The following is a 19,361-nucleotide window of genomic DNA, read 5'->3' on the forward strand; positions in this document are numbered from 1 at the left end:
TCTCCTATTTATCAATCGTATTTATGGGTAGTATGATTGGTTTACCTTTATGTTTATGGTTGGTTTTTGCTTTATTGAATCCAGCAGATTTAGAATTCTACCTAGCGTTATCAAGTCTCATAGGATTGATTTTAAATTTAGTAATTATAAGCAAAGCTAATTTTTCAAAATCAAGGAGCTTAGAAATTATTGCATTTATGTTTTTGTTGAGTCCTATTATTTATAAAATATTCAAGTATCCTATTGTTCTATCTCAGTATTTTTTTCTAATACCTTTTCTAATATTTCTAATTAGTTACCTTTTATTTATACTCAATTCATTTAAAATTATCGAAAAATCTAAGAATTAGATATTTTAAACTAATTCTTATTAAATGTAATTTATGAGCACAAAAAAACTCTCTTTTCTCAATCAATACCTAACCTTATGGATCTTTCTTGCCATGGCGATAGGTGTAGGATTAGGCTATGCGATTCCTGATATGGCGACTTATATCAACTCTATGAGCTCTGGAACAACAAATATTCCCATTGCTATAGGATTGATTCTTATGATGTATCCACCACTTGCAAAAGCCGATTATAAACTACTACCCAAGGTTTTTAAGAACACTAAAATATTAAGCATCTCGCTGTTGTTGAACTGGATCATCGGTCCTGTTTTAATGTTTGCGCTTGCGCTGATTTTCCTTCAAAACCATCCAGAATATATGGTTGGGCTTATTTTAATAGGTTTAGCACGTTGTATCGCCATGGTGCTGGTCTGGAATGACCTTGCTGATGGTTCTCCAGAATATGGAGCAGGATTAGTAGCTTTAAATAGTGTTTTTCAAGTTTTCGGTTATTCCTTCTATGCGTGGTTGTTTATTACCGTGTTGCCACCTTATTTTGGTTTTGACGGTGCAATTGTAGATATCTCTATTTCCACCATTGCAGAAAGTGTTGCGATTTATCTAGGAATCCCTTTTCTCATGGGAATATTGAGCCGCTATTTCTTAGTAAAAACACAAGGTAAAGAGTGGTATGAGAATGTTTTTATTCCAGCTATTTCACCTATAACGTTAGTGGCGTTATTGCTTACTATTGTTTTAATGTTTTCACTTAAAGGAGAATTGATCGTAGAGATTCCGTTTGATGTGTTGTTGATCGCTGTTCCATTAGTGATTTACTTTATTGTAATGTTCTTAATAGGTTTCTTTATCAGTAAATACCGTGGTGCGACGTACAGCGAGAATGCGGCTATTTCTTTTACTGCAGCAGGTAATAATTTTGAACTAGCCATCGCAGTAGCGATTGCGGTTTTTGGACTCAATTCTGGTCAGGCGTTTACTGGTGTAATTGGGCCACTTGTTGAGGTTCCTGCTTTGATTTTACTGGTTAGAGTAGCTTTTTGGTTGAGGAAGAGGTATTATTAATTTAAACAAGAAGGTTCACAATTGATAAGTAAATGTTATTTTTAAGTTTAAAAAAATCCTTTATATGGTTTACAATTTGAAAATTCTGTTGATATTTTTATGTGGATTAAGTTCATTTTCTCAGCATATACCTCAAGACTTTATAGTTACTAAAGAAAATGATACTATAAGGGGTTACTTCACTGAAGAAGGTTTAAAAGAATTTCACCCTAAGGATAAGCCGTATTTGAAATACCGCATGCATTACATTAAAGATGCAGTTGCTTATAGTCGTAATGGAAAATTATATGAATATTTTAGAAAAGATGTGGTAGATGGGATTTACAATAATGACAATTCTTATCTAACCGAAGAAGATCCTAATTATAATTATGATTACAAAAAAAACTTTTATCACAAATCTCTAAAAAAGCCCGACTATATTATTACCGTTTCTAAAGACACTGTATTCGGAAAGATATTTGAACAAGCAATAGGTGAAAAGTTATATTTAAAAAATAGAAATGATGAAAAAATTAAAATTAGATATAAGGAGGTTTTAGCCTATCAATACAACGGTAGTTTTTATACTACTTTTCCAGATTTAAAGAATGGTAAAAAAGATTTTTATAAATTGGAACGGACTGGAGAAATAGAACTTTATTCTCTGGAAAAAATTAGTTATTTCAACAGCACCGATGCATTTGGAAATTACAGTGGTGGAACTTATATATTTAATTATTATTTGTACGACGGCAATGAATTAAAACGAGTTAAAAATTTATACAAATCCATTTGTAAAGGACTCTTCAAAAAGGAATCTCTCATCTGTAATAAAATTAAAAGGAAAGAATTAACTATTGAAAATATGCCTTTAATTATGGATTATTACAATAATTTATAGAATCAAATCAACGATTTGTAGTAAATAAACATTTAGTCAATAAAGAAATTACTAATATTCTAAAAAAGTATTGAAGAAGAACCATTGATAATTCTATTTATAGATGAAGACTTAAAGCCGAATTGTTGATTTAAATTAATTTTAATTCAAACCAACTTTTAGTGCTATCTTTATATAAATTCACTGTTATGGTTGACTATAAAAAATATATTACCGTAGATAACGAAAGGAGATTTGGTACTCCTATCATCTCTGGAACTCGCATAAGTGTTTCTGATGTTCTCAACTGGTTAGCAAATGAAATGTCTGTAGCAGATATAATAAGTGATTTTCCAGAGCTGAACGAAATGCAAATTAATGCTTGTCTTTCCTTTGCTGCGCAAAGGGAAAGCAGAACAAGGGTCGCTTAATGAAACTTCTATTAGATCAGAATATTTCTTTTAGAGTCATTCCAAGTATCATTGAATATTTTCCAGAATCTCAACAAGTAAAATATTTGAATCTTCAAAACGCTACAGATCATGAGATTTGGGAGTTTGCACAACTACATGGATTTACTATTGTAACATTTGACGCAGATTTCTATAATATAAGTCAGATCAAGGGGTTTCCACCTAAAATTATCTGGTTGCGTACAGGAAACTTGACTTCAAATGCAATTACTACATTATTAATGAAGCACAAAGTAGTAATCAATGATTTTATAAATCATGACGACTTTAATAAAATAGCTTGTTTAGAGATAAATGAGTAATGATATATTCTTCAAAATTTATTTTTTCATTACAGATAAGCATAAATTTAATAGAAGTTCCTTCGCTTATTTTATTAGTACGTGCGGCATTTTGTTTAAGGAAAAGTTGCTATTCCTAAGATTAAAGATCGCTGCGTTGTTAGAAAATTTGATAGTATCTCGATTCAACCAAACATGCCAAGACGAATAATTGGCATATTGGTTACGAAAAAAATTTTAGGATTTGACATGCCAACTATTGGTGTTGGCATCGTCTAAATCTAATCGAGTTGCTTTTTATAAGCATAAGGTTTGACGATATTTGCAGCACCTAAAACCATTTAGGAATCGATCTCATGACCATCGTTTCAAAAGACCTATTAAAAGCTGCAGAAATTCTTTCTAAAGAAGAACTCGTTGCTATTCCTACAGAGACCGTTTATGGACTTGCTGGCAATATTTATAGCGAGACAGCGATCAAGAAGATTTTTGAGATGAAAAATCGACCGTTTTTTAATCCGCTGATTGTGCATATTCATAGTGTGGAACAAGTTGAAGATCTGGCGGTTGATTTTCCAGAAAAAGCACAAGAATTAGCAAAGGCTTTTTGGCCAGGATCGTTGACATTGGTTCTTAAAAAGAATGATAAAGTTCCAGACCTCATCACAGCAGGAAAAGATACCGTCGGGATAAGAATGCCCAATCATTCCTTGACCTTAGAACTACTGAGAAATTTAGACTTTCCAGTCGCCGCGCCTAGTGCAAATCCGTTTACTCACATTAGTCCAACGACAGCGCAACACGTGAAAAACTATTTTGACGGAAAGCTAGAAATGGTTCTTGATGGCGGCAATTGTACAAACGGTATTGAATCCACCATTGTCGGTTTTGAAAATGGTGAACCAGTTGTTTATAGATTGGGTTCTATTTCTGTTGAAGAAATAGAAAGGGTTGTAGGTAAAGTATCTGTCAGAAACAACAAAGAGCAAGCACCCAACGCTCCAGGAATGTTAGAGAAACACTATGCGCCACGCACAAAAACCTATTTAGTACAGGATATTTCAGCTTTTATCAAGCAACATCCTGATAAAAAAATAGGCCTACTACTCCACTCCACAGATCATGAGAGTTTTGACGTTTCTAGTATTACTTATTTATCAAAAACTGGAAATTTGAAAGAAGCCGCATCAAGATTATACAGCGCCATGCATGAAATGGATCAGCTAGATCTAGATATGATCATTGCGCAACGATTACCAGATTATGATTTAGGAAAATCTATTAATGATCGACTCGAACGCGCAACCAAGTAAAAGTTTTATTTTAATCTAGTATATAAAACTCAAAAGGTCGCAATACCAGCTGTCCATTAAATGTAATAGAAGTATTTGTCATAATATCAGTCCAGGTAGTATTATCTAAAGCAGCTGGGATAGTAATAGTTCTAGAACTGTTTCTAGTATTAGCAATTAGGATTACCTCATCTCCGTTCAATGATTTTTTAAACATGATTACATCAATATCATTATAAACTGTATTTGTTCCTTTTCTAGCAGTTGGAGAATTAGAATAAAAAGTCATCATTTTTTTATAACTTTCTAACATGGTTGGATTTTGGTTCCAATCGATGGACGAATTAGAAAAAAATGGAACTGTAGATAATTGGCCTACTTCCTGACTACCGTAAATTAAAGGAACGCCACCCATAAAAACAGTAACTGCTTGAGCAGATAAAGCTCCATCTATACCTCCAAAAATACTCACCGTAGTAGCATCCCAAGCAGATTCATCATGGTTAGTTGTAAATCTAACTACCTCTTTACCAGTAGGAACAGAAGTATATTCAATTGTTGCAACCTGAATTAAATTACTAGCAGGTTGTCCACTATAGACATTTTTTAAACCGCTATAAAAGTCCCAACCAAAACTCAAGTCAAATCCAGCATCAAAATGATCACTTCTATCGCCTTCTGCAAAAAGGATCAGGTCACGATTAGGAATACTGCGTACTTCTTGCCATGCCTGCGACCAAAAATCTGCAGGAACGCCGTCTGCATAATCGCATCTAAAACCGTCAATATTTGCCTCATAAATCCAGTATTTCATCGCATCGATCATAGCATCCCGCATATCTTCATTCTCATAATTAAGATCTGCAACGTCCTGCCAGTTCGTTCCAGCAGGATGAATAATAATACCATTAGCATCTTTTGTGTACCAGTCACTATTATTTCTAATCCACTCATTATCCCATGAAGTATGATTTGCGACCCAATCCAGTATTACAGCTATTTCACGTTGATGGGCTAGTGTCGTTAACCTTCTTAAGTCTTCTAGATCTCCATATTCTGTACTTACCGCTTTATAATCTCGCACAGAATAAGGAGAACCTACACTTCTCAGCTGGCCTTGTGGGTAAATAGGCATTAACCAAATCACATTCACACCTAGACTTTCAATATGATCCAGTTTATTAATCACGCCTTGTAAGTCACCACCGTTACTAAACGCTCTCAAATTAACCTCATACATGACGATATCCTCATTTGCTGGGATATCATTAAATGGTACTCCATATTGTTGGTAACCTTCTGGTTCTGTTACTCCTACTGGTTCTGTCTCATTTCCATTGGGACTTTCATCATCCTGATTGCAAGAAACAAATAACAAAAACGTATATAACAGCAAAAATCTTGATAGGTATTTCATGATCTTAATTAAATCTAATTTTTAACACTAAAATACGAGATTCTGAGAGTAATTGTTATTAGTTAGAATTTTGAAATAAGTTGTTTTAAGTTTCGCTTTCGCGAAAGCGGAACACCAATAATTAATTATCATTTTATAACAAGAACCATCGCTTGATGTGGAATTCCATCTTCAAGATATTTTTCACCGGTAGAAATAAATCCCAAATCGGTATAGAATTTATCGAGATAGCACTGTGCAGATATTTTTACAGATGGAAAATTTTCCGCTTTCGCATAAGCGAGACTAGCAAGCATAATGTCTTTACCAAAAGATTTACCTCTTTGTGAAGGACTTACCACTACTCTACCGATGCTCGCTTGCTCAAAGTAATCACCAGGTTTAAAAATGCGCGTGTAAGCAGCAATATGTTCCTTTTCATAACCTAAAATATGAATCGCTTTTTGATCTTTATCATCGATATCTTGATAAACGCAATCCTGTTCCACAACAAAAACCTCAGATCTGAGTCTTAAAACCGCATAAAGTTCTTCAATACTAAATTCATTAAATGATTTAATTACTGTTTTCATTTAAAACTGTTTAGGAACATTTTTAGGTTGTGGTGGCTTTACTCCTATGCGTATATCAGTAATAATCTTCTCTAGCATATTACCAAATTCTTCATCACCGTTTGCCATAAATTCTTGACGTCTCGCATCGAGATCATCGAGAGTTTCTTCTTTATCGTGATCGTCAAATTCTTCCAGATCACGCCATATCTCCATCAATTTTTTATGTGGATGAACAGCGGTTCTTAACTGGTGTATAATAATAGTTGCTTCTTTTCTCATAAAATGCCCAGCTTGACTGGATATCTTTTTATCGTTAATCACAAATCTTTGTTCCGCGTAGGCGGAGATCTTTTTTTCTTTATTCTTAATTAATGAAAAATGGCAGGTAGGAATCTCTAGGAATCCATCGCCTACTTTTTATTAATTACTGATTTCTGTATTTACAAAAATGACTTGTTATAATTTCTCAGTCCAAAAATACTATCATTTCTTACCTCTATAAGCTAAAGAAATCCTATTGTGTTCCAATAAGAGCTGCTCATCATCGAGATAACTCTTTAATAAATGAATGACATAATCGAGCTGGTCTTCGGTAATATTTCTGTAAGCAGGAGCTGGAACTACACTTTTCCACGGAGCAAACAAGGTATTATCTAAAGCGATGCGCCAGTAACAATGGTTATCAAAATTAAGGTGCAAATGTTTATTTGCCAGCTGATTGCCAAGATCTAAATACTGTTGCCGTTTGTTGAGATTCATATTTTTAAGAATCAAGATGAAAGAGTCAAGATACAAGAATTATGTTCTACAAATAAAATGAAGGTATTTATAGTTTGTAATTTTATGCTTTCGCGAAAGCGGAAAAATTCATTTATTAATTATCAAACCACCAGATTCCTGCCTGCGCAGGAATTTTACTTACGAACAAGCTATCTTATTCACACGATTTGCGTGACGTCCACCGGCAAATTCAGTTTCTAAAAACACTTCAACCATAGCTACCGCCTGTGGAATAGAAGTAAATCGTGCTGGAATACAAATCACATTGGCATTATTATGTTCTCTAGCAAGGCCAGCAATTTCTTTGATCCAGCACACAGCGCCGCGCACATTTTGATACTTATTAACCGTCATGGAAACACCTTGTGCACTACCACAAATAACTATCCCTATTTCTGAGCGGTTTTCTTGAATATCTTGAGCAACTTTGTGTGCAAAATCTGGGTAATCTACACTATCAAAAGTATCGGTACCGTGGTTAGTAATGTCATGACCTTTTTCTTCAAGCATTTTAACCACTGCTTGTTTATAATCTGGTCCAGCGTGATCATTTCCTATAGAGATTTTCATAAGAGGTGTGTTTTTACAAAAGTAATTTTATAATGTAAGTATTAGGATTAAATTCAAATAGTTTCATTAACAATGTTGGGGCGTTAAATTCATTGTTAATAACCTCATATAACTGTGGATAACATCAATTCATTTTAATTCAAATAAATGTAAATCAGTTTTTTATATATTGAAATAAGAGAATTTTCATTTATGAATGCCAGTAATTGAGGCTTCAAAAAACTATAGAATTATGGTTATTAACAACGACTTTTTTTTATGTAGTATAAGCCATAAATAACCTGTTGATAGAAATGGAAAGATGGTATTAGGAAAATCAAATTAAAAATTCCATAGAGATTTTATATCGAGAAAACCTAAATATAAGTCGTGAATTTTCCAGCTAGTTTTAAGACATAAATGCATAGAAATACACATTAAAAATAGCTGTATTTTGTCTACAATTAGATGTGAATAAAGCTTGTTAACAAATGTCAATAACCATATAGTTTATTGCTTATTATTTTACTTTACAATTAGTTAACGTTTAGACAACATGTGTATAACTGAGCATAAGTTTAGAACTTATCATAAACCTAATTATTTGCAGTAAAGTTATACCGCTATTCACACTACATCATCATCATCAATTTTATTTAAATTTTAAAAAAGAAAAAATGATATTGTTTATATATGTTGATAACAGTAAATATTAAAAACTGAATCGTAATTTGAATGTTAAGCTGTAGTGAAATAAAAATTAGACATAATTGAATGATCCAGAATATCTAGTATATAAAAATCTTAAGTAGACTTAAAAAGAAGGGATTTTTCTATAGCTTAAAAAACGTAATAGTAAAATTTAGACGTTTTGATCTAGGTGTAAAATCTCAGTGTATGTACTATTATTGGTAGTAGCGCTGGTAGGATTTAAAGCCGCAGAGGTTAAAATGTAAAGCACAACGATACCTGCTAGAAGGATTCCAGCAAATATATAAGTCGATAACAAAGGCTTTTTGATTTTCATGTATAACTATTAACTATTATATAACGCAAATAGTTGTACAAAGTTACACTATTTTCTTAATTAAATGTTAAGTAGAGTTAACTAAATGGTTATCATGGTGCTTTTAGAAAACATTTAAATTCTTACCCATCCTAAAAGGTTAACTTTGTACACAATATGAAGAAAAAGAAAAATAGAAACTCAAAGACGAAGTTTCCAAATTTAAGCCAGTCTGTGCTTAATGCGATTAAACAAGATCCTAACAAATCATTTAATTATAAACAAATCTGTGCAAGTCTAGGGATTACAGATTCCAGTGGCCGCAACCAGGTAATAAAGAAATTACACCAGCTTAAATCTAAAGGAAAGATTGAAGAAGTAGATCGTGGAAAATTTAAAATAATTAAAGCCATAGATTACTATACCGGTAGAATAGATGTGAGTACTCGAGGTACTGGTTATGTGATAACGGAAGAACTTGAAGAAGATATCATGATTCCTAAACGTTCTTTAGGTCAAGCGCTTAATGGTGATGAAGTAGAAGTCTATGTGTACCATAGAAAAAGAGGACAGCAACCAGAAGGTGAGATTACTAGAGTTATCAAACGTAAGAAAACAGAATTTGTAGGAGAAATACAAGTTCATGAAAAATTTGCATTTGTAAACGTTACAGATCCTAAAATATCTACAGACTTTTTTATTCCAGGTCGTGAAATTAATGGAGCCAAGGATGGACAAGTCGTCCTCGTAGAATTTGTAGAATGGAATGATAAACAAGATTCACCTAACGGTAGAGTAAAAGACATTCTAGGAGAACCTGGAGAACATGATACAGAAATACATGCAATTCTTGCACAATACGGTCTTCCTTATGAATTCCCTGCAGAGGTTGAAGAATATACTGAAAAATTAGACAAATCTATCTCTGGTAAAGAAATAGAAAAGCGTCGCGATATGCGCAATACTCTAACTTATACCATTGATCCGGCAGATGCTAAGGACTTTGATGATGCATTATCATTTAAAACTTTAGAAAATGGAAATTATGAAATAGGTATTCACATTGCAGATGTTTCTCATTATGTAAAAGAAGGAACTGTTCTAGATGATGAAGCTTATGAACGCGCAACATCAGTATACCTGGTAGATCGTGTAGTACCTATGTTGCCTGAAGTACTTTCTAACGGCGTTTGTTCCTTAAATCCGCATGAGGATAAGTTATGTTTCTCTGCTGTTTTTGAGATGGATAATGATTGTAAGATTCATAAAGAATGGTTCGGACGTACTGTGATTCATTCAGATCAGCGATTTGCTTATGAAGAGGCGCAACATATTATAGAAACTGGAAAAGGAGAAATTCCTGTTGAGATCTCGCTTTCGCGAAAGCAAACTTCCATAAAAGCTGAGATTGTAGAAGCCACGTTAAAACTAGACGAACTTGCAAAAAAAATGCGTGAGAAACGTATGGATTCTGGAGCGTTGAGTTTTGATAAAACAGAGGTAAAGTTCAATCTTAATGATGCTGCAGAACCTGTAGGAGTCTATTTTAAAACTTCTAAAGATGCTAATAAACTCATTGAAGAATTCATGTTACTAGCTAATAGGAAAGTAGCAGCATTTATAGGAAAAAAACAACCTAAGAAAACATTTATATACCGTATTCACGATGAGCCTAATGATGAGAAATTAGGAGCTTTAAAGAATATTGTAGTGAAATTTGGTCATAGTTTGGATTTGAGAGATCGTAAAACGGTAACTAAATCATTAAACAAATTATTGAGCGATGTAAAAGGTGCTAAAGAACAAAATATGGTAGATACTCTTGCCATACGTACCATGTCTAAAGCAGTTTATTCTACTAATAATATAGGTCATTACGGTCTGGCCTTTGATTACTATTCTCATTTTACTAGTCCTATACGTCGTTATCCAGATGTTATGGTGCACCGTTTATTACAGCATTATTTAGATGGTGGTAAAACAGCTAGCGAAGATTTATATGAAGAAAAATGCGAGCATTCTTCTGAAATGGAAATTCTTGCTTCTAAAGCAGAGCGTGATTCCATCAAATACATGCAGGTGAAATACATGAAAGACCATGCCGATGAGGAATTCCTTGGAGTAATTTCTGGAGTTACTGATTGGGGTATTTATGTAGAGATCATTTCTAACAAGTGTGAAGGGATGATACGACTAGGTGATCTTGATGACGATAGTTATGAATACGTAGAAGAAGAGTTTGCTGTTGTAGGTCGTAAGACTAAAAACACTTATACACTAGGTGATGAAGTTTATGTAAAAGTAAAAAATGCAGACCTTGTTAAGAAACACCTAGATTTCTGGATGATAGGAAGTAGGGAAGAGGTGGAGAGATAACATTATTAATTAGGTAATAAATTTAATTTAGGTGTTAGTTTTGAAGAGACTTCCGCCTGCGCGGGAGCTTTCATGAAAACCAAAATTTGTGCTACTTGTAATAAGGAAGATACTGTAATGTATAGAGTACAAATTACAGCAGGAAAGAAATGGATTTTCTGTTGTAAATCTTGTACTGAAAAACATCAGTCTCTACCCAATTATAAATATGGTGGCACCTGGAAAGGCAAAAGACATTGATATGAAAAAGCTTATTTACATTGTTGTTATAGTTTCATTCATATCCTGCAAGATGGAAAAACAACCTGTTGAAAATGATACCGTTGTATTGACTCAATTTCATTGGTTAGAAGGAAACTGGCAGCGTGTTAACGATAAAGAAGGATTGAAAACTTATGAATACTGGGAGCAAGATGTTAATCAAGACTATTTAGCTTATTCAGGAATAGGTTTTACACTTCAAGAAAAGGATACCGTTTTTAAAGAAGATTTACAGATATTATTTGAAGATAAACATTGGAATCTAGTAGTAACTGGTGTCAATGAAAATCCTACAGTTTTTAAAATAGAAGAATTTACAGAGGATAGTTTTACCGCTGTAAACCTTCAAAATGAATTTCCTACTCATATACGTTATTCACTTGAGAATGACACTTTAAAAGCAAGTGTTTCCAAGGATAGTACGGCAATAGGTTTTCATTTTATTCGATTATAGTACTATTTTGACGTGTTTCACCGATCATTTAATCACATGATCGATTATAATATTTCATTAGGAAACATTTTTTTACTAATACAAACAATAGTGAGATATTTGTACACTAGAGCCTGAGAAACTCTAGATCAAATATTCTTGATAATTGTATTGATGATTATCTTTCTTTTAAGATATAGATACAGTTTATCATAGTTTTTTTGGTTGGTTAGTATGAAATCCCAAATCATCTTTTGATGTTTGGGATTTTTTTAATTAAGAGTTTTAAAAACATTATTGGCACGAGTTTTGGATATATATGTATGAAGGTTATTAAGAGTAATTTTCATAAAGTTTTTTGGTTGGTTAGTAAAAAGCGGTATTTAGTAATAATTACCGCTTTTTCATTTAACGAGTTATTTTAACCTTAACTGTAACATATTCATAAAACGATTGTCTTTTAAAAAAATTAAATCATGAAATATCTATTTACCCTTGTAGTACTGTTCATATCTATCTCAAGTTTTTCTCAAAATCCTATTGAAACAGTAGTATCTGATTTTGATACTGTAAAAACTTTTGATTTAGTTACCGTAAATCTGGTAAAATCTACCGAGAATAAAATCATTATTTCTGGAGAAGATGCTGAGTTTGTGGAATATGTTCAAAAGAATAACATTTTAAAAATCAGAATGAAAACTGATAAGATTTTTGATGGTACGGAGACTTTTGTACATGTTTATTATAAAGAATTAAAAACGATAGATGCAAATGAAGGATCTATAATCCTTTCTAACGAACTGATCGAGCAAAATAGATTAGAAATTAAGGTGCAAGAAGGCGCTACTGTTAAAGCTGGTCTTACTGTTAAAAATTTAGATCTAAGAGCGGTTACTGGTGGTATTATTAACTTAACTGGTCAGGTAGAAGACCAAATAGTTGTTGTAAATACTGGCGGTATTATTGAAAATGCAAAATTAAAGTCAGATTATACTAAGGTAAAAGTACAAGCTGGTGGAGAAGTGGAAGTATATGCTACTCAAACAGTAGACGTCAACGTTAGAGCAGGTGGAGATGTCATCGTGTATGGTAATCCTACTAAGGTTGATAAGAAAACTTTATTTGGCGGTAGGATAAAAATTATGGATTAATCCATTTTATTTTACAGACAGTTTTTTAAGGATTCCGCTTTCGCGAAAGCGAGACCACAACAAAACAAATTCTCTATTTGTAAACCTATCGTCTTTTCCTACCTTTGAGCATAATCAATTTTTGAATGCTTGAAGATATTTTAAAAGCCTTACCATTAGGTCTTGTTATGGCATTTCTAATAGGTCCTGTATTTTTTGCTTTATTAGAAACTAGTGCGATTAAAGGTTTTAGAGCGGCAATAGCTTTAGACATAGGCGTTATAATTGCCGATATCTTATTCTTGCTTGCTGCCTATTTCATGACGTCAAGTATTCTGGATAAGTTAAAGGATGATCCTAGCTTATTCATTTTTGGAGGTAGTATTTTGTGTATTTATGGAATCGTTTCTTTTGTAAAAACTAAAAAAACGTTTTTAAAAGAGGTAGACACAAACGTTCTTGTGGTTAAAAAGAACAATTATCTTACATTATTCATAAAAGGATTCCTGCTCAATTTTATTAATATAGGAGTATTGGGCTTTTGGCTGGGACTTATTGTAGTTTTTAGCCCGCAGTTAGATAATGATGGTGAGCGCATTACTGTCTTTTTCTCTACCGTATTGATCACATACTTTATAGTAGATATAGGTAAAATTATTCTTGCCAAAAGCTTGAACAGATACCTGACGCCATTGAGAATTTACTGGCTCAAAAGATTGATAGCTATTATTATGTTTATTTGTGGTGCTGTTTTAATTTTTAAAGGAGCCTTTCCTAGCGCAACAGAAGAAATAGAGAATCAATTTCATTTAATGCCGGAAACAGAAGAAGTACGTCCTGTAGATCCAGAGCTTGAAGGAATGGAAGAATTTAAGGAAAAGGTGCAGCCTAAGATGGATGAAGAGAAATTACCATAATCCACAGTTATTTATTACCAGCAGCTAATTCTAAGCTCCATTTTTTAAACAAAAAATCCCCAATCAATTAAGATCGAGGATTTAAGAGGTACCAAGCGGATTCGAACCGCTGTACTAGGTTTTGCAGACCCATGCCTAGCCGCTCGGCCATGGTACCATAAGTGGATGGCAAAAATAACAATAAATTACTCGATTCCTATTTTGATCTTAAGAAAATAACGATCTTATTTTCTTTCCTCATTCATAATAATAACCACACTTTGAACATCACCACCTATAGGAGGATTAATCTTTGCAACTTTAACTTCAGCATATTGTACGAGAGATTCTTCTTTAAATATACGATTCAAAATACGTTGAGCGACTTGTTCAAGAAGTTTAGACCGCACAGCCATTTCTTCTACTATGATTTTATTTAAAGAAACATAATCTACAGTATCCTTAAGATCATCACTTATAGCACTTCTAGAAAGATCGGCCCTTACTTCTAGATCTACTCGGTATTCACTACCTATTAATTCTTCTTCGTGTAGACAACCATGGTTGGTATAAACTCTTACGTTTTCTAATCTTATTTTATGCATAGAACAAAGATAGGACGTACTGCGCTAGCAGTAAAATAAAGATTAAATTTGTACTCTTAAAATGAGTAGTAACGATGAGCGAAGAAACACGACCTAATAATTTTATAGAAGATATCATAGAAGATGATTTAGCAAATGGTCTTTCTAAGGATAAATTAAGATTCCGTTTTCCACCAGAACCTAATGGATTTCTACATATCGGGCACGCTAGTGCTATATGCCTCAATTTTGGTCTTGGAGAAAAGTACAATCAACCGGTTAATCTACGTTTTGATGATACTAACCCAGCAAAGGAAGAGGCAAAGTATGTAAAGGCGATTCAAGAAGACGTAAAATGGCTGGGTTATGAATGGGATAATCTATGTTTTGCCTCAGATTATTTTCAAGAATTGTATGATTGGGCGATTCAAATGATTAAAGACGGTAAAGCTTATGTAGATTCACAATCTAGTGAAGAAATGGCTGCTCAAAAAGGTACACCGACAGAACCTGGAGTAGATGGACCGTATCGCAATAGAAGTGTAGAAGAAAACCTAGCCCTTTTTGAGGGAATGAAGAATGGTGAATATGGTGAAGGTGAACATATCCTTCGTGCCAAAATAGACATGCAGTCTAACAATATGTTGATGCGCGATCCTATCATGTATCGTGTGGTAAATCGTGACCATCATAGAACAGGTAGTGACTGGAAGATTTATCCTATGTACGATTGGACTCATGGAGAAAGTGATTACCTAGAACAAATATCTCATTCCTTCTGTACGCTAGAATTTAAGCCTCATAGAGAACTTTACGATTGGTTCCTTGATAAAGTTGTAGATGCTGAAAAAGTACGTCCTAAGCAACGTGAATTTGCCCGCAGGAACGTTTCTCATACGGTAACAAGTAAGCGTAAACTTCAAAAACTGGTAGAAGCAGGAATCGTTAATGGATGGGATGATCCTCGTATGACCACTATTTCTGGTTTAAGACGTCGCGGTTATACAGCAAATGCCATAAAAAACTTTGCCGATTCTATAGGTATTGCAAAACGTGATAATCTTGTAGATATGAATCATCTAGAATTTCACTTGCGAGATGATTTAAACAAAAATGCAGATCGTGTCATGTGTGTTCTAGATCCTGTAAAGCTTGTCATTACTAATTATCCAGAAGATAAAGTGGAAATGCTTCAGGCAGAAAATAGTCAAGAAGATGAGTCAAGAGGTTTTAGAGAAGTTCCTTTTTCAAGAGAATTATATATAGAACGAGAAGATTATAGAGAAGAAGCAAACAAGAAATTTTTCCGTTTAAAGAATGGAAAAGAAGTACGTCTTAAGAATGGTTATATCATTAAAGGTGAAGGCTGTATCAAAGATGAGAATGGTGTAATAACTGAAATTCATGCGACTTACGATCCAGATTCTAAGAGTGGTAGTGGTACAGAGGCTAGTATGCGTCGTGTAAAAGGAACCCTACATTGGGTAAGCGCTGCACATGCGGTACCTGTAGAAGTAAGATTGTACGATCGTCTTTTTACAGTTCCTTCTCCAGATACTGATAAAGAAAAGGATTTCATGGAATTCATAAATCCAGATTCTTTAAATGTCATCACTGCCATGGCAGAGCCTGCGATGAAAAATCTTGAAGTAGGAGAAACGGTTCAATTTCAACGTATGGGATATTTTTGTGTAGATCCAGATACTACAGACGAGAAAATGGTATTCAATCGCACGGTTACTTTGCGAGATACATGGGCAAAGCTTGATATGTAAAATAATAATTCTAAGTGTTCCGCTTTCGCGAAAGCGGAATACTTAACAATGACTTTTAACAGCTGTTAATTTGTTGATGTAATCATTTTTAAAAGGTACATTTTATCAAAAATTTTATCATTAAAATATGATTTTAACTATTATTAACAGATAATTGATGAAATTAATAAGGATTTAGTAATAATGTTTGTAAGCTTAACTCACTATTAACCTTACTCAAATGACTTTAGCTCTAACTTTGTGGTACACAAAAAATTATATACATGTCAAAGTCATCAAATACATTAGTAGCATTAGTAGCAGGAGCAGCCATAGGTGTTGCCGCAGGAATGCTTTATGCTCCAGATAGTGGAGAGAAAACTAGAAAGAAATTAAAGAAACAAGCAAAGAAAGCTCAAAAAGATATCGATGCACAAGCTCGTAAGACTTACGCACAGGTTTCTGATAAAGCTGCACAGCTTACTTCAACTGTATCTTCCAAAGCGACTGAATTAAGAGGAACTGTAGGAGATCGCATTGAAACTGCATTATCAAGTGCAAGTTATAAGGCAGATGATGCTATCGTAGCACTAGAAGCAAAATTAGAGCAATTGCGTGAGCAAAATGCTAAGTTACAAAAGCCAAATACGGTACAGAATGCGATTAAGAAAGCATCTGCAAAAGTAAACGCATAAAACTTAGATTTGGGAAACAACATAACCGACAATTTTAGAGAATTTACTACGGCGACTCAAGATTATATTGAGTCGTCGATTAGTTACCACAAATTAGATCTTTTCAAAAAGGTTATGAAAGGAGTGGTATCTGGAACTTATAAACTCATTTTGGGTTTCTTCTTACTTATTGCTTTGTTGTTTTTAAGCGTATCCCTAGCCATTTATTTAGGTGAATTATTAGATAGTATTGCTTTAGGTTACCTTGTAGTAGGTGGAGTTTATTTAGTTTTAATGTTTGTTTTAACGTTATTCTTGAAGAAGTTTCTAGAGAAAAACTTGCTAAGAAAAGCTAGTGCTCAATTCTTCAACGATAATGAAGATATAAAAATTGATAAGTATGAGAGTTTACAATAGTTTTGACGAAATGGATCGTGATTTAAGATATCTTAAATTACAACAACAAGTCCATCAAGAAACGATGAAACTTCAAGTAAATGAAGTGAAAGAAAGCTTATCTGCAGTTTCTATATTATCTAATATCGTAGGTTCTATTGCAAAGAAAGCAGTAGTTCTTAAAGTAGTAAATAAACTTATAGGACTTAAAAAATAACTTGAGTGAAGGAATTAAAACAAAAAATGCGATCAGAAATGATCGCATTTTTTTTATTGGAAATAGTTTAAATCAAGTCTTATAAATCGTCGCTATCACCATATCCTGATTCACGATCTCTAGATGGACGTTCTCTTTTAGTTTCTCCATCTTTCTTTGCTGCCGTCTTTTTCATTTGTTCTCCTATTTGAGCACTTGCAGTAAAACTAGCTATCATGTTGTTAAGCATGTCGCTACCAGCTTGTGGAGAATTAGGTAATAGTATAAGATTTGAGTTAGTTTCTTCACCTAAAGATTGTAATGTATCATAGTGCTGTGTTACTACAATTAAAGCACTTGCTTCTTGTGAATTAATACCTACGTTGTTAAGAACATCTACACTTTCTTCAAGACCACGAGCAATTTCTCTCCTTTGGTCTGCAATACCTTGACCTTGTAATCGCTTAGACTCTGCTTCTGCACGTGCTTTTGCAACAATCTTGATACGATCTGCTTCTGCTTCATATTCTGCTGCTGTTTTTTCACGTTCTGCGGCGTTAATTCTATTCATTGCAGCCTTTACCTGTACATCTGGATCAATGTCTGTTACAAGTGTTTTAATGATGTCATAACCGTAATCCATCATCGCCTCGTTTAATTCACGCTTTACAGCAATGGCGATATCGTCTTTCTTTTCAAAAACGTAATCCAACTTCATTTTTGGAACTTCAGCACGTACTACATCAAAAACGTAAGCAGTAATCTGATCATGCGGATTTTGCAATCTATAAAACGCATCATATACCTTTTCTCTACGTACTTGAAATTGCACAGAGATTTTAAGACGCACAAACACGTCATCTTTTGTTTTAGTTTCAACGATTACATCCAGCTGCTGAATCTTCAAGTTTATTCTACCAGCAATTTTATCAATTACTGGAATTTTAAGTTGTAGACCAGATTGTCGCATACTGGTAAATTTACCGAAACGTTCTACTACCGCAGCGGTTTGTTGTTTTACAGTAAAGAATGTTCCCAGCAATAGGAAAAAGCCTATTACTAATAAAATCGGAATTAGAAATACCCCAAAGCCTCCCATATTATTTAAGTTTTAATGATTAGAAAAAGTGATCGATATAAATGTAATCTAGTTACTCTATATTAGTGTTATTTTTACGAATATTGTTACAAATATTATGAAATATACCTTTTTTGCTTTTTTACTAGTTACTCTTTATTTTACTTCAACCGCTCAAAATCAACTCACTGAATCAAATGTTATTCCTGCCATCCAGAATAGTTTTGAAGAGGTAGATCACGATATTACAACCACATCATCTGTAAATTATAGCCTACCGTCTCGCAAAACTTCTTACAACAACCGTTTAGGACTAGGTGTAGACGCTACATTTTTTAATATTTCTAGTGATGATGTTGAGGTTACTCAAGGAACAGGCTTCTCTATAAATTTTGAAACGCGAGGTGATTTTAGAGATGATTTTGATTTGATTTATTCTTTAGGAATTTTCAATCATAATTTTTCAGTAAATGAAAATTTCACAGGTGATCAAATAGATATGAGTATGCTAGGTGTAGAGATTAAATTCTTACTAGCCTGGAAAATTGCCCAGAAAGATTATTTCTCTATAGAGGCTGGACCAGCATTACAGCTCAATGGAGAATTGAAGATCGATAATGAAGACCGCTATGAAGAATCTTTTACCGGTGGATTAAATCCCATTCAATTGAAAGAGTTTCAAAACACCATGCCAGTAAATCTTAATGGTGTGGTAGGTTTCTCTGGTGGTGTGAGAAACTTTAGAGTTACCGCTCATTACCATTATTCATTTGTTGATGCTTTGACAGGTACAAATGCAGCAGATCAAGATATTGATGGAAACTTTAGTTTTATAAGTGTAGGAGCGAGGTTTTATTTCTAATCTCAGAAAATTTAGTTCCTTATTATAAAACCATAGATAATAGTATTTTAAATTTATCTGAGATCTCTTATTTAAAATTATCACTTCCCTAG

23 protein-coding genes and 1 tRNA gene are annotated in these 19,361 nt (G+C 33.5%); 15 read left to right on the forward strand and 9 right to left on the reverse strand.

The annotated features are described in order from the left end of the window. Nucleotides 1-383 precede the first annotated feature (383 nt). From arsB to DDD_RS06615, 5 genes are all read left to right on the forward strand, one after another. Nucleotides 384-1,415 (forward strand): ACR3 family arsenite efflux transporter, encoded by a 1,032-nt coding sequence (gene arsB, locus DDD_RS06595; protein ID WP_015362021.1) that lies wholly within the window; start codon nucleotides 384-386, stop codon nucleotides 1,413-1,415. Between the two features lie 64 nt (nucleotides 1,416-1,479). Then, nucleotides 1,480-2,298 (forward strand): hypothetical protein, encoded by an 819-nt coding sequence (locus DDD_RS06600; protein WP_015362022.1) that lies wholly within the window; start codon nucleotides 1,480-1,482, stop codon nucleotides 2,296-2,298. Between the two features lie 188 nt (nucleotides 2,299-2,486). Further along, entirely contained in the window at nucleotides 2,487-2,708 is a 222-nt protein-coding gene (locus DDD_RS06605; protein ID WP_015362023.1) for a DUF433 domain-containing protein, read from the forward strand. Further along, nucleotides 2,708-3,052, forward strand: a complete 345-nt coding sequence (locus DDD_RS06610; protein WP_015362024.1) for a DUF5615 family PIN-like protein — start codon at nucleotides 2,708-2,710, stop codon at nucleotides 3,050-3,052. The genes DDD_RS06605 and DDD_RS06610 overlap by 1 nt, the downstream gene beginning before the upstream one ends. Nucleotides 3,053-3,387: 335 nt before the next feature. Then, nucleotides 3,388-4,344 carry an L-threonylcarbamoyladenylate synthase gene (locus tag DDD_RS06615; RefSeq protein WP_015362025.1) on the forward strand — a complete coding sequence of 319 codons (957 nt, stop codon included), beginning with the start codon at nucleotides 3,388-3,390 and terminating at the stop codon, nucleotides 4,342-4,344. A gap of 10 nt (nucleotides 4,345-4,354) precedes the next feature. Here DDD_RS06615 and DDD_RS06620 read toward each other — a convergent pair whose 3' ends face one another. The 6 genes from DDD_RS06620 to DDD_RS17955 form a co-directional block, all read right to left on the reverse strand. Beyond that, on the reverse strand, nucleotides 4,355-5,740 hold the full coding sequence (locus DDD_RS06620; RefSeq protein WP_015362026.1) for an alpha-amylase family glycosyl hydrolase: 1,386 nt from the start codon (nucleotides 5,738-5,740) through the stop codon (nucleotides 4,355-4,357). Between the two features lie 128 nt (nucleotides 5,741-5,868). Then, nucleotides 5,869-6,312, reverse strand: a complete 444-nt coding sequence (locus tag DDD_RS06625; protein ID WP_015362027.1) for a GNAT family N-acetyltransferase — start codon at nucleotides 6,310-6,312, stop codon at nucleotides 5,869-5,871. Continuing rightward, nucleotides 6,313-6,573, reverse strand: a complete 261-nt coding sequence (locus DDD_RS06630) for a hypothetical protein (RefSeq protein ID WP_015362028.1) — start codon at nucleotides 6,571-6,573, stop codon at nucleotides 6,313-6,315. Between the two features lie 204 nt (nucleotides 6,574-6,777). Beyond that, entirely contained in the window at nucleotides 6,778-7,053 is a 276-nt protein-coding gene (locus DDD_RS06635; protein ID WP_015362029.1) for a hypothetical protein, read from the reverse strand. 159 nt (nucleotides 7,054-7,212) lie between these two features. After that, nucleotides 7,213-7,644: a ribose 5-phosphate isomerase B gene (rpiB, locus tag DDD_RS06640; protein ID WP_015362030.1), complete on the reverse strand. Its 432-nt coding sequence runs from the start codon at nucleotides 7,642-7,644 to the stop codon at nucleotides 7,213-7,215. An 841-nt stretch (nucleotides 7,645-8,485) separates the two neighbouring features. After that, on the reverse strand, nucleotides 8,486-8,650 hold the full coding sequence (locus DDD_RS17955; RefSeq protein ID WP_015362031.1) for a hypothetical protein: 165 nt from the start codon (nucleotides 8,648-8,650) through the stop codon (nucleotides 8,486-8,488). A 156-nt stretch (nucleotides 8,651-8,806) separates the two neighbouring features. Between DDD_RS17955 and rnr the strand changes: the two genes are divergently transcribed. The 5 genes from rnr (at nucleotide 8,807) to DDD_RS06660 (ending at nucleotide 13,746) form a co-directional block, all read left to right on the forward strand. Further along, nucleotides 8,807-11,005: a ribonuclease R gene (rnr, locus tag DDD_RS06645; protein ID WP_015362032.1), complete on the forward strand. Its 2,199-nt coding sequence runs from the start codon at nucleotides 8,807-8,809 to the stop codon at nucleotides 11,003-11,005. Between the two features lie 72 nt (nucleotides 11,006-11,077). After that, nucleotides 11,078-11,245, forward strand: a complete 168-nt coding sequence (locus DDD_RS18105; protein WP_169316446.1) for a hypothetical protein — start codon at nucleotides 11,078-11,080, stop codon at nucleotides 11,243-11,245. 1 nt (nucleotide 11,246) lies between these two features. Continuing rightward, on the forward strand, nucleotides 11,247-11,720 hold the full coding sequence (locus tag DDD_RS06650) for a DUF6265 family protein (protein ID WP_146250771.1): 474 nt from the start codon (nucleotides 11,247-11,249) through the stop codon (nucleotides 11,718-11,720). Nucleotides 11,721-12,175: 455 nt separating this feature from the next. Further along, nucleotides 12,176-12,850, forward strand: coding sequence for a head GIN domain-containing protein (locus tag DDD_RS06655; protein ID WP_015362034.1), 675 nt, complete (start codon nucleotides 12,176-12,178; stop codon nucleotides 12,848-12,850). A gap of 125 nt (nucleotides 12,851-12,975) precedes the next feature. Next, nucleotides 12,976-13,746, forward strand: coding sequence for a LysE family translocator (locus DDD_RS06660; RefSeq protein WP_015362035.1), 771 nt, complete (start codon nucleotides 12,976-12,978; stop codon nucleotides 13,744-13,746). An 86-nt stretch (nucleotides 13,747-13,832) separates the two neighbouring features. On the opposite strand, the gene DDD_RS06665 is transcribed toward DDD_RS06660, so the two are convergent. Both DDD_RS06665 and folB read right to left on the reverse strand, forming a co-directional pair. Continuing rightward, nucleotides 13,833-13,903: transfer RNA gene (locus DDD_RS06665), tRNA-Cys, on the reverse strand. Nucleotides 13,904-13,970: 67 nt separating this feature from the next. Continuing rightward, nucleotides 13,971-14,330 (reverse strand): dihydroneopterin aldolase, encoded by a 360-nt coding sequence (folB, locus tag DDD_RS06670; protein ID WP_015362036.1) that lies wholly within the window; start codon nucleotides 14,328-14,330, stop codon nucleotides 13,971-13,973. 74 nt (nucleotides 14,331-14,404) lie between these two features. On the opposite strand from folB, the gene DDD_RS06675 reads away from it, so the two are divergent. The 4 genes from DDD_RS06675 (at nucleotide 14,405) to DDD_RS06690 (ending at nucleotide 17,350) form a co-directional block, all read left to right on the forward strand. Beyond that, nucleotides 14,405-16,084 (forward strand): glutamine--tRNA ligase/YqeY domain fusion protein, encoded by a 1,680-nt coding sequence (locus DDD_RS06675; protein WP_015362037.1) that lies wholly within the window; start codon nucleotides 14,405-14,407, stop codon nucleotides 16,082-16,084. Nucleotides 16,085-16,347: 263 nt separating this feature from the next. Continuing rightward, the gene (locus DDD_RS06680; RefSeq protein ID WP_015362038.1) at nucleotides 16,348-16,758 is read left to right on the forward strand and encodes a YtxH domain-containing protein; all 411 of its coding nucleotides are present in this window, start codon (nucleotides 16,348-16,350) and stop codon (nucleotides 16,756-16,758) included. A 9-nt stretch (nucleotides 16,759-16,767) separates the two neighbouring features. Further along, on the forward strand, nucleotides 16,768-17,154 hold the full coding sequence (locus DDD_RS06685; RefSeq protein WP_015362039.1) for a phage holin family protein: 387 nt from the start codon (nucleotides 16,768-16,770) through the stop codon (nucleotides 17,152-17,154). Further along, a complete protein-coding gene (locus tag DDD_RS06690; protein WP_015362040.1) occupies nucleotides 17,138-17,350 on the forward strand; it encodes a DUF6327 family protein in 213 nt (70 codons plus the stop codon). Before DDD_RS06685 ends, DDD_RS06690 begins: the two co-directional genes overlap by 17 nt. A gap of 79 nt (nucleotides 17,351-17,429) precedes the next feature. Here the strand turns inward: DDD_RS06690 and DDD_RS06695 are convergent, their stop codons facing one another. Further along, nucleotides 17,430-18,428, reverse strand: a complete 999-nt coding sequence (locus DDD_RS06695) for an SPFH domain-containing protein (RefSeq protein WP_015362041.1) — start codon at nucleotides 18,426-18,428, stop codon at nucleotides 17,430-17,432. Between the two features lie 97 nt (nucleotides 18,429-18,525). Between DDD_RS06695 and DDD_RS06700 the strand changes: the two genes are divergently transcribed. Continuing rightward, nucleotides 18,526-19,269, forward strand: a complete 744-nt coding sequence (locus DDD_RS06700) for a hypothetical protein (protein WP_015362042.1) — start codon at nucleotides 18,526-18,528, stop codon at nucleotides 19,267-19,269. Nucleotides 19,270-19,361: the final 92 nt, after the last annotated feature.

It is taken from the genome of Nonlabens dokdonensis DSW-6, assembly GCF_000332115.1.
Classification (GTDB): domain Bacteria; phylum Bacteroidota; class Bacteroidia; order Flavobacteriales; family Flavobacteriaceae; genus Nonlabens; species Nonlabens dokdonensis.

Excerpts from the sequence above, each read along its gene's own strand:
- arsB (WP_015362021.1), top strand. The coding sequence starts at position 384 with ATGAGCACAAAAAAACTCTCTTTTCTCAATCAATACCTAACCTTATGG.
- DDD_RS06600 (WP_015362022.1), top strand. The coding sequence starts at position 1,480 with ATGGTTTACAATTTGAAAATTCTGTTGATATTTTTATGTGGATTAAGT.
- DDD_RS06605 (WP_015362023.1), top strand. The coding sequence starts at position 2,487 with ATGGTTGACTATAAAAAATATATTACCGTAGATAACGAAAGGAGATTT.
- DDD_RS06610 (WP_015362024.1), top strand. The coding sequence starts at position 2,708 with ATGAAACTTCTATTAGATCAGAATATTTCTTTTAGAGTCATTCCAAGT.
- DDD_RS06615 (WP_015362025.1), top strand. The coding sequence starts at position 3,388 with ATGACCATCGTTTCAAAAGACCTATTAAAAGCTGCAGAAATTCTTTCT.
- DDD_RS06620 (WP_015362026.1), bottom strand. The coding sequence starts at position 5,740 with ATGAAATACCTATCAAGATTTTTGCTGTTATATACGTTTTTGTTATTT.
- DDD_RS06625 (WP_015362027.1), bottom strand. The coding sequence starts at position 6,312 with ATGAAAACAGTAATTAAATCATTTAATGAATTTAGTATTGAAGAACTT.
- DDD_RS06630 (WP_015362028.1), bottom strand. The coding sequence starts at position 6,573 with ATGAGAAAAGAAGCAACTATTATTATACACCAGTTAAGAACCGCTGTT.
- DDD_RS06635 (WP_015362029.1), bottom strand. The coding sequence starts at position 7,053 with ATGAATCTCAACAAACGGCAACAGTATTTAGATCTTGGCAATCAGCTG.
- rpiB (WP_015362030.1), bottom strand. The coding sequence starts at position 7,644 with ATGAAAATCTCTATAGGAAATGATCACGCTGGACCAGATTATAAACAA.
- DDD_RS17955 (WP_015362031.1), bottom strand. The coding sequence starts at position 8,650 with ATGAAAATCAAAAAGCCTTTGTTATCGACTTATATATTTGCTGGAATC.
- rnr (WP_015362032.1), top strand. The coding sequence starts at position 8,807 with ATGAAGAAAAAGAAAAATAGAAACTCAAAGACGAAGTTTCCAAATTTA.
- DDD_RS18105 (WP_169316446.1), top strand. The coding sequence starts at position 11,078 with ATGAAAACCAAAATTTGTGCTACTTGTAATAAGGAAGATACTGTAATG.
- DDD_RS06650 (WP_146250771.1), top strand. The coding sequence starts at position 11,247 with ATGAAAAAGCTTATTTACATTGTTGTTATAGTTTCATTCATATCCTGC.
- DDD_RS06655 (WP_015362034.1), top strand. The coding sequence starts at position 12,176 with ATGAAATATCTATTTACCCTTGTAGTACTGTTCATATCTATCTCAAGT.
- DDD_RS06660 (WP_015362035.1), top strand. The coding sequence starts at position 12,976 with ATGCTTGAAGATATTTTAAAAGCCTTACCATTAGGTCTTGTTATGGCA.
- folB (WP_015362036.1), bottom strand. The coding sequence starts at position 14,330 with ATGCATAAAATAAGATTAGAAAACGTAAGAGTTTATACCAACCATGGT.
- DDD_RS06675 (WP_015362037.1), top strand. The coding sequence starts at position 14,405 with ATGAGCGAAGAAACACGACCTAATAATTTTATAGAAGATATCATAGAA.
- DDD_RS06680 (WP_015362038.1), top strand. The coding sequence starts at position 16,348 with ATGTCAAAGTCATCAAATACATTAGTAGCATTAGTAGCAGGAGCAGCC.
- DDD_RS06690 (WP_015362040.1), top strand. The coding sequence starts at position 17,138 with ATGAGAGTTTACAATAGTTTTGACGAAATGGATCGTGATTTAAGATAT.
- DDD_RS06695 (WP_015362041.1), bottom strand. The coding sequence starts at position 18,428 with ATGGGAGGCTTTGGGGTATTTCTAATTCCGATTTTATTAGTAATAGGC.
- DDD_RS06700 (WP_015362042.1), top strand. The coding sequence starts at position 18,526 with ATGAAATATACCTTTTTTGCTTTTTTACTAGTTACTCTTTATTTTACT.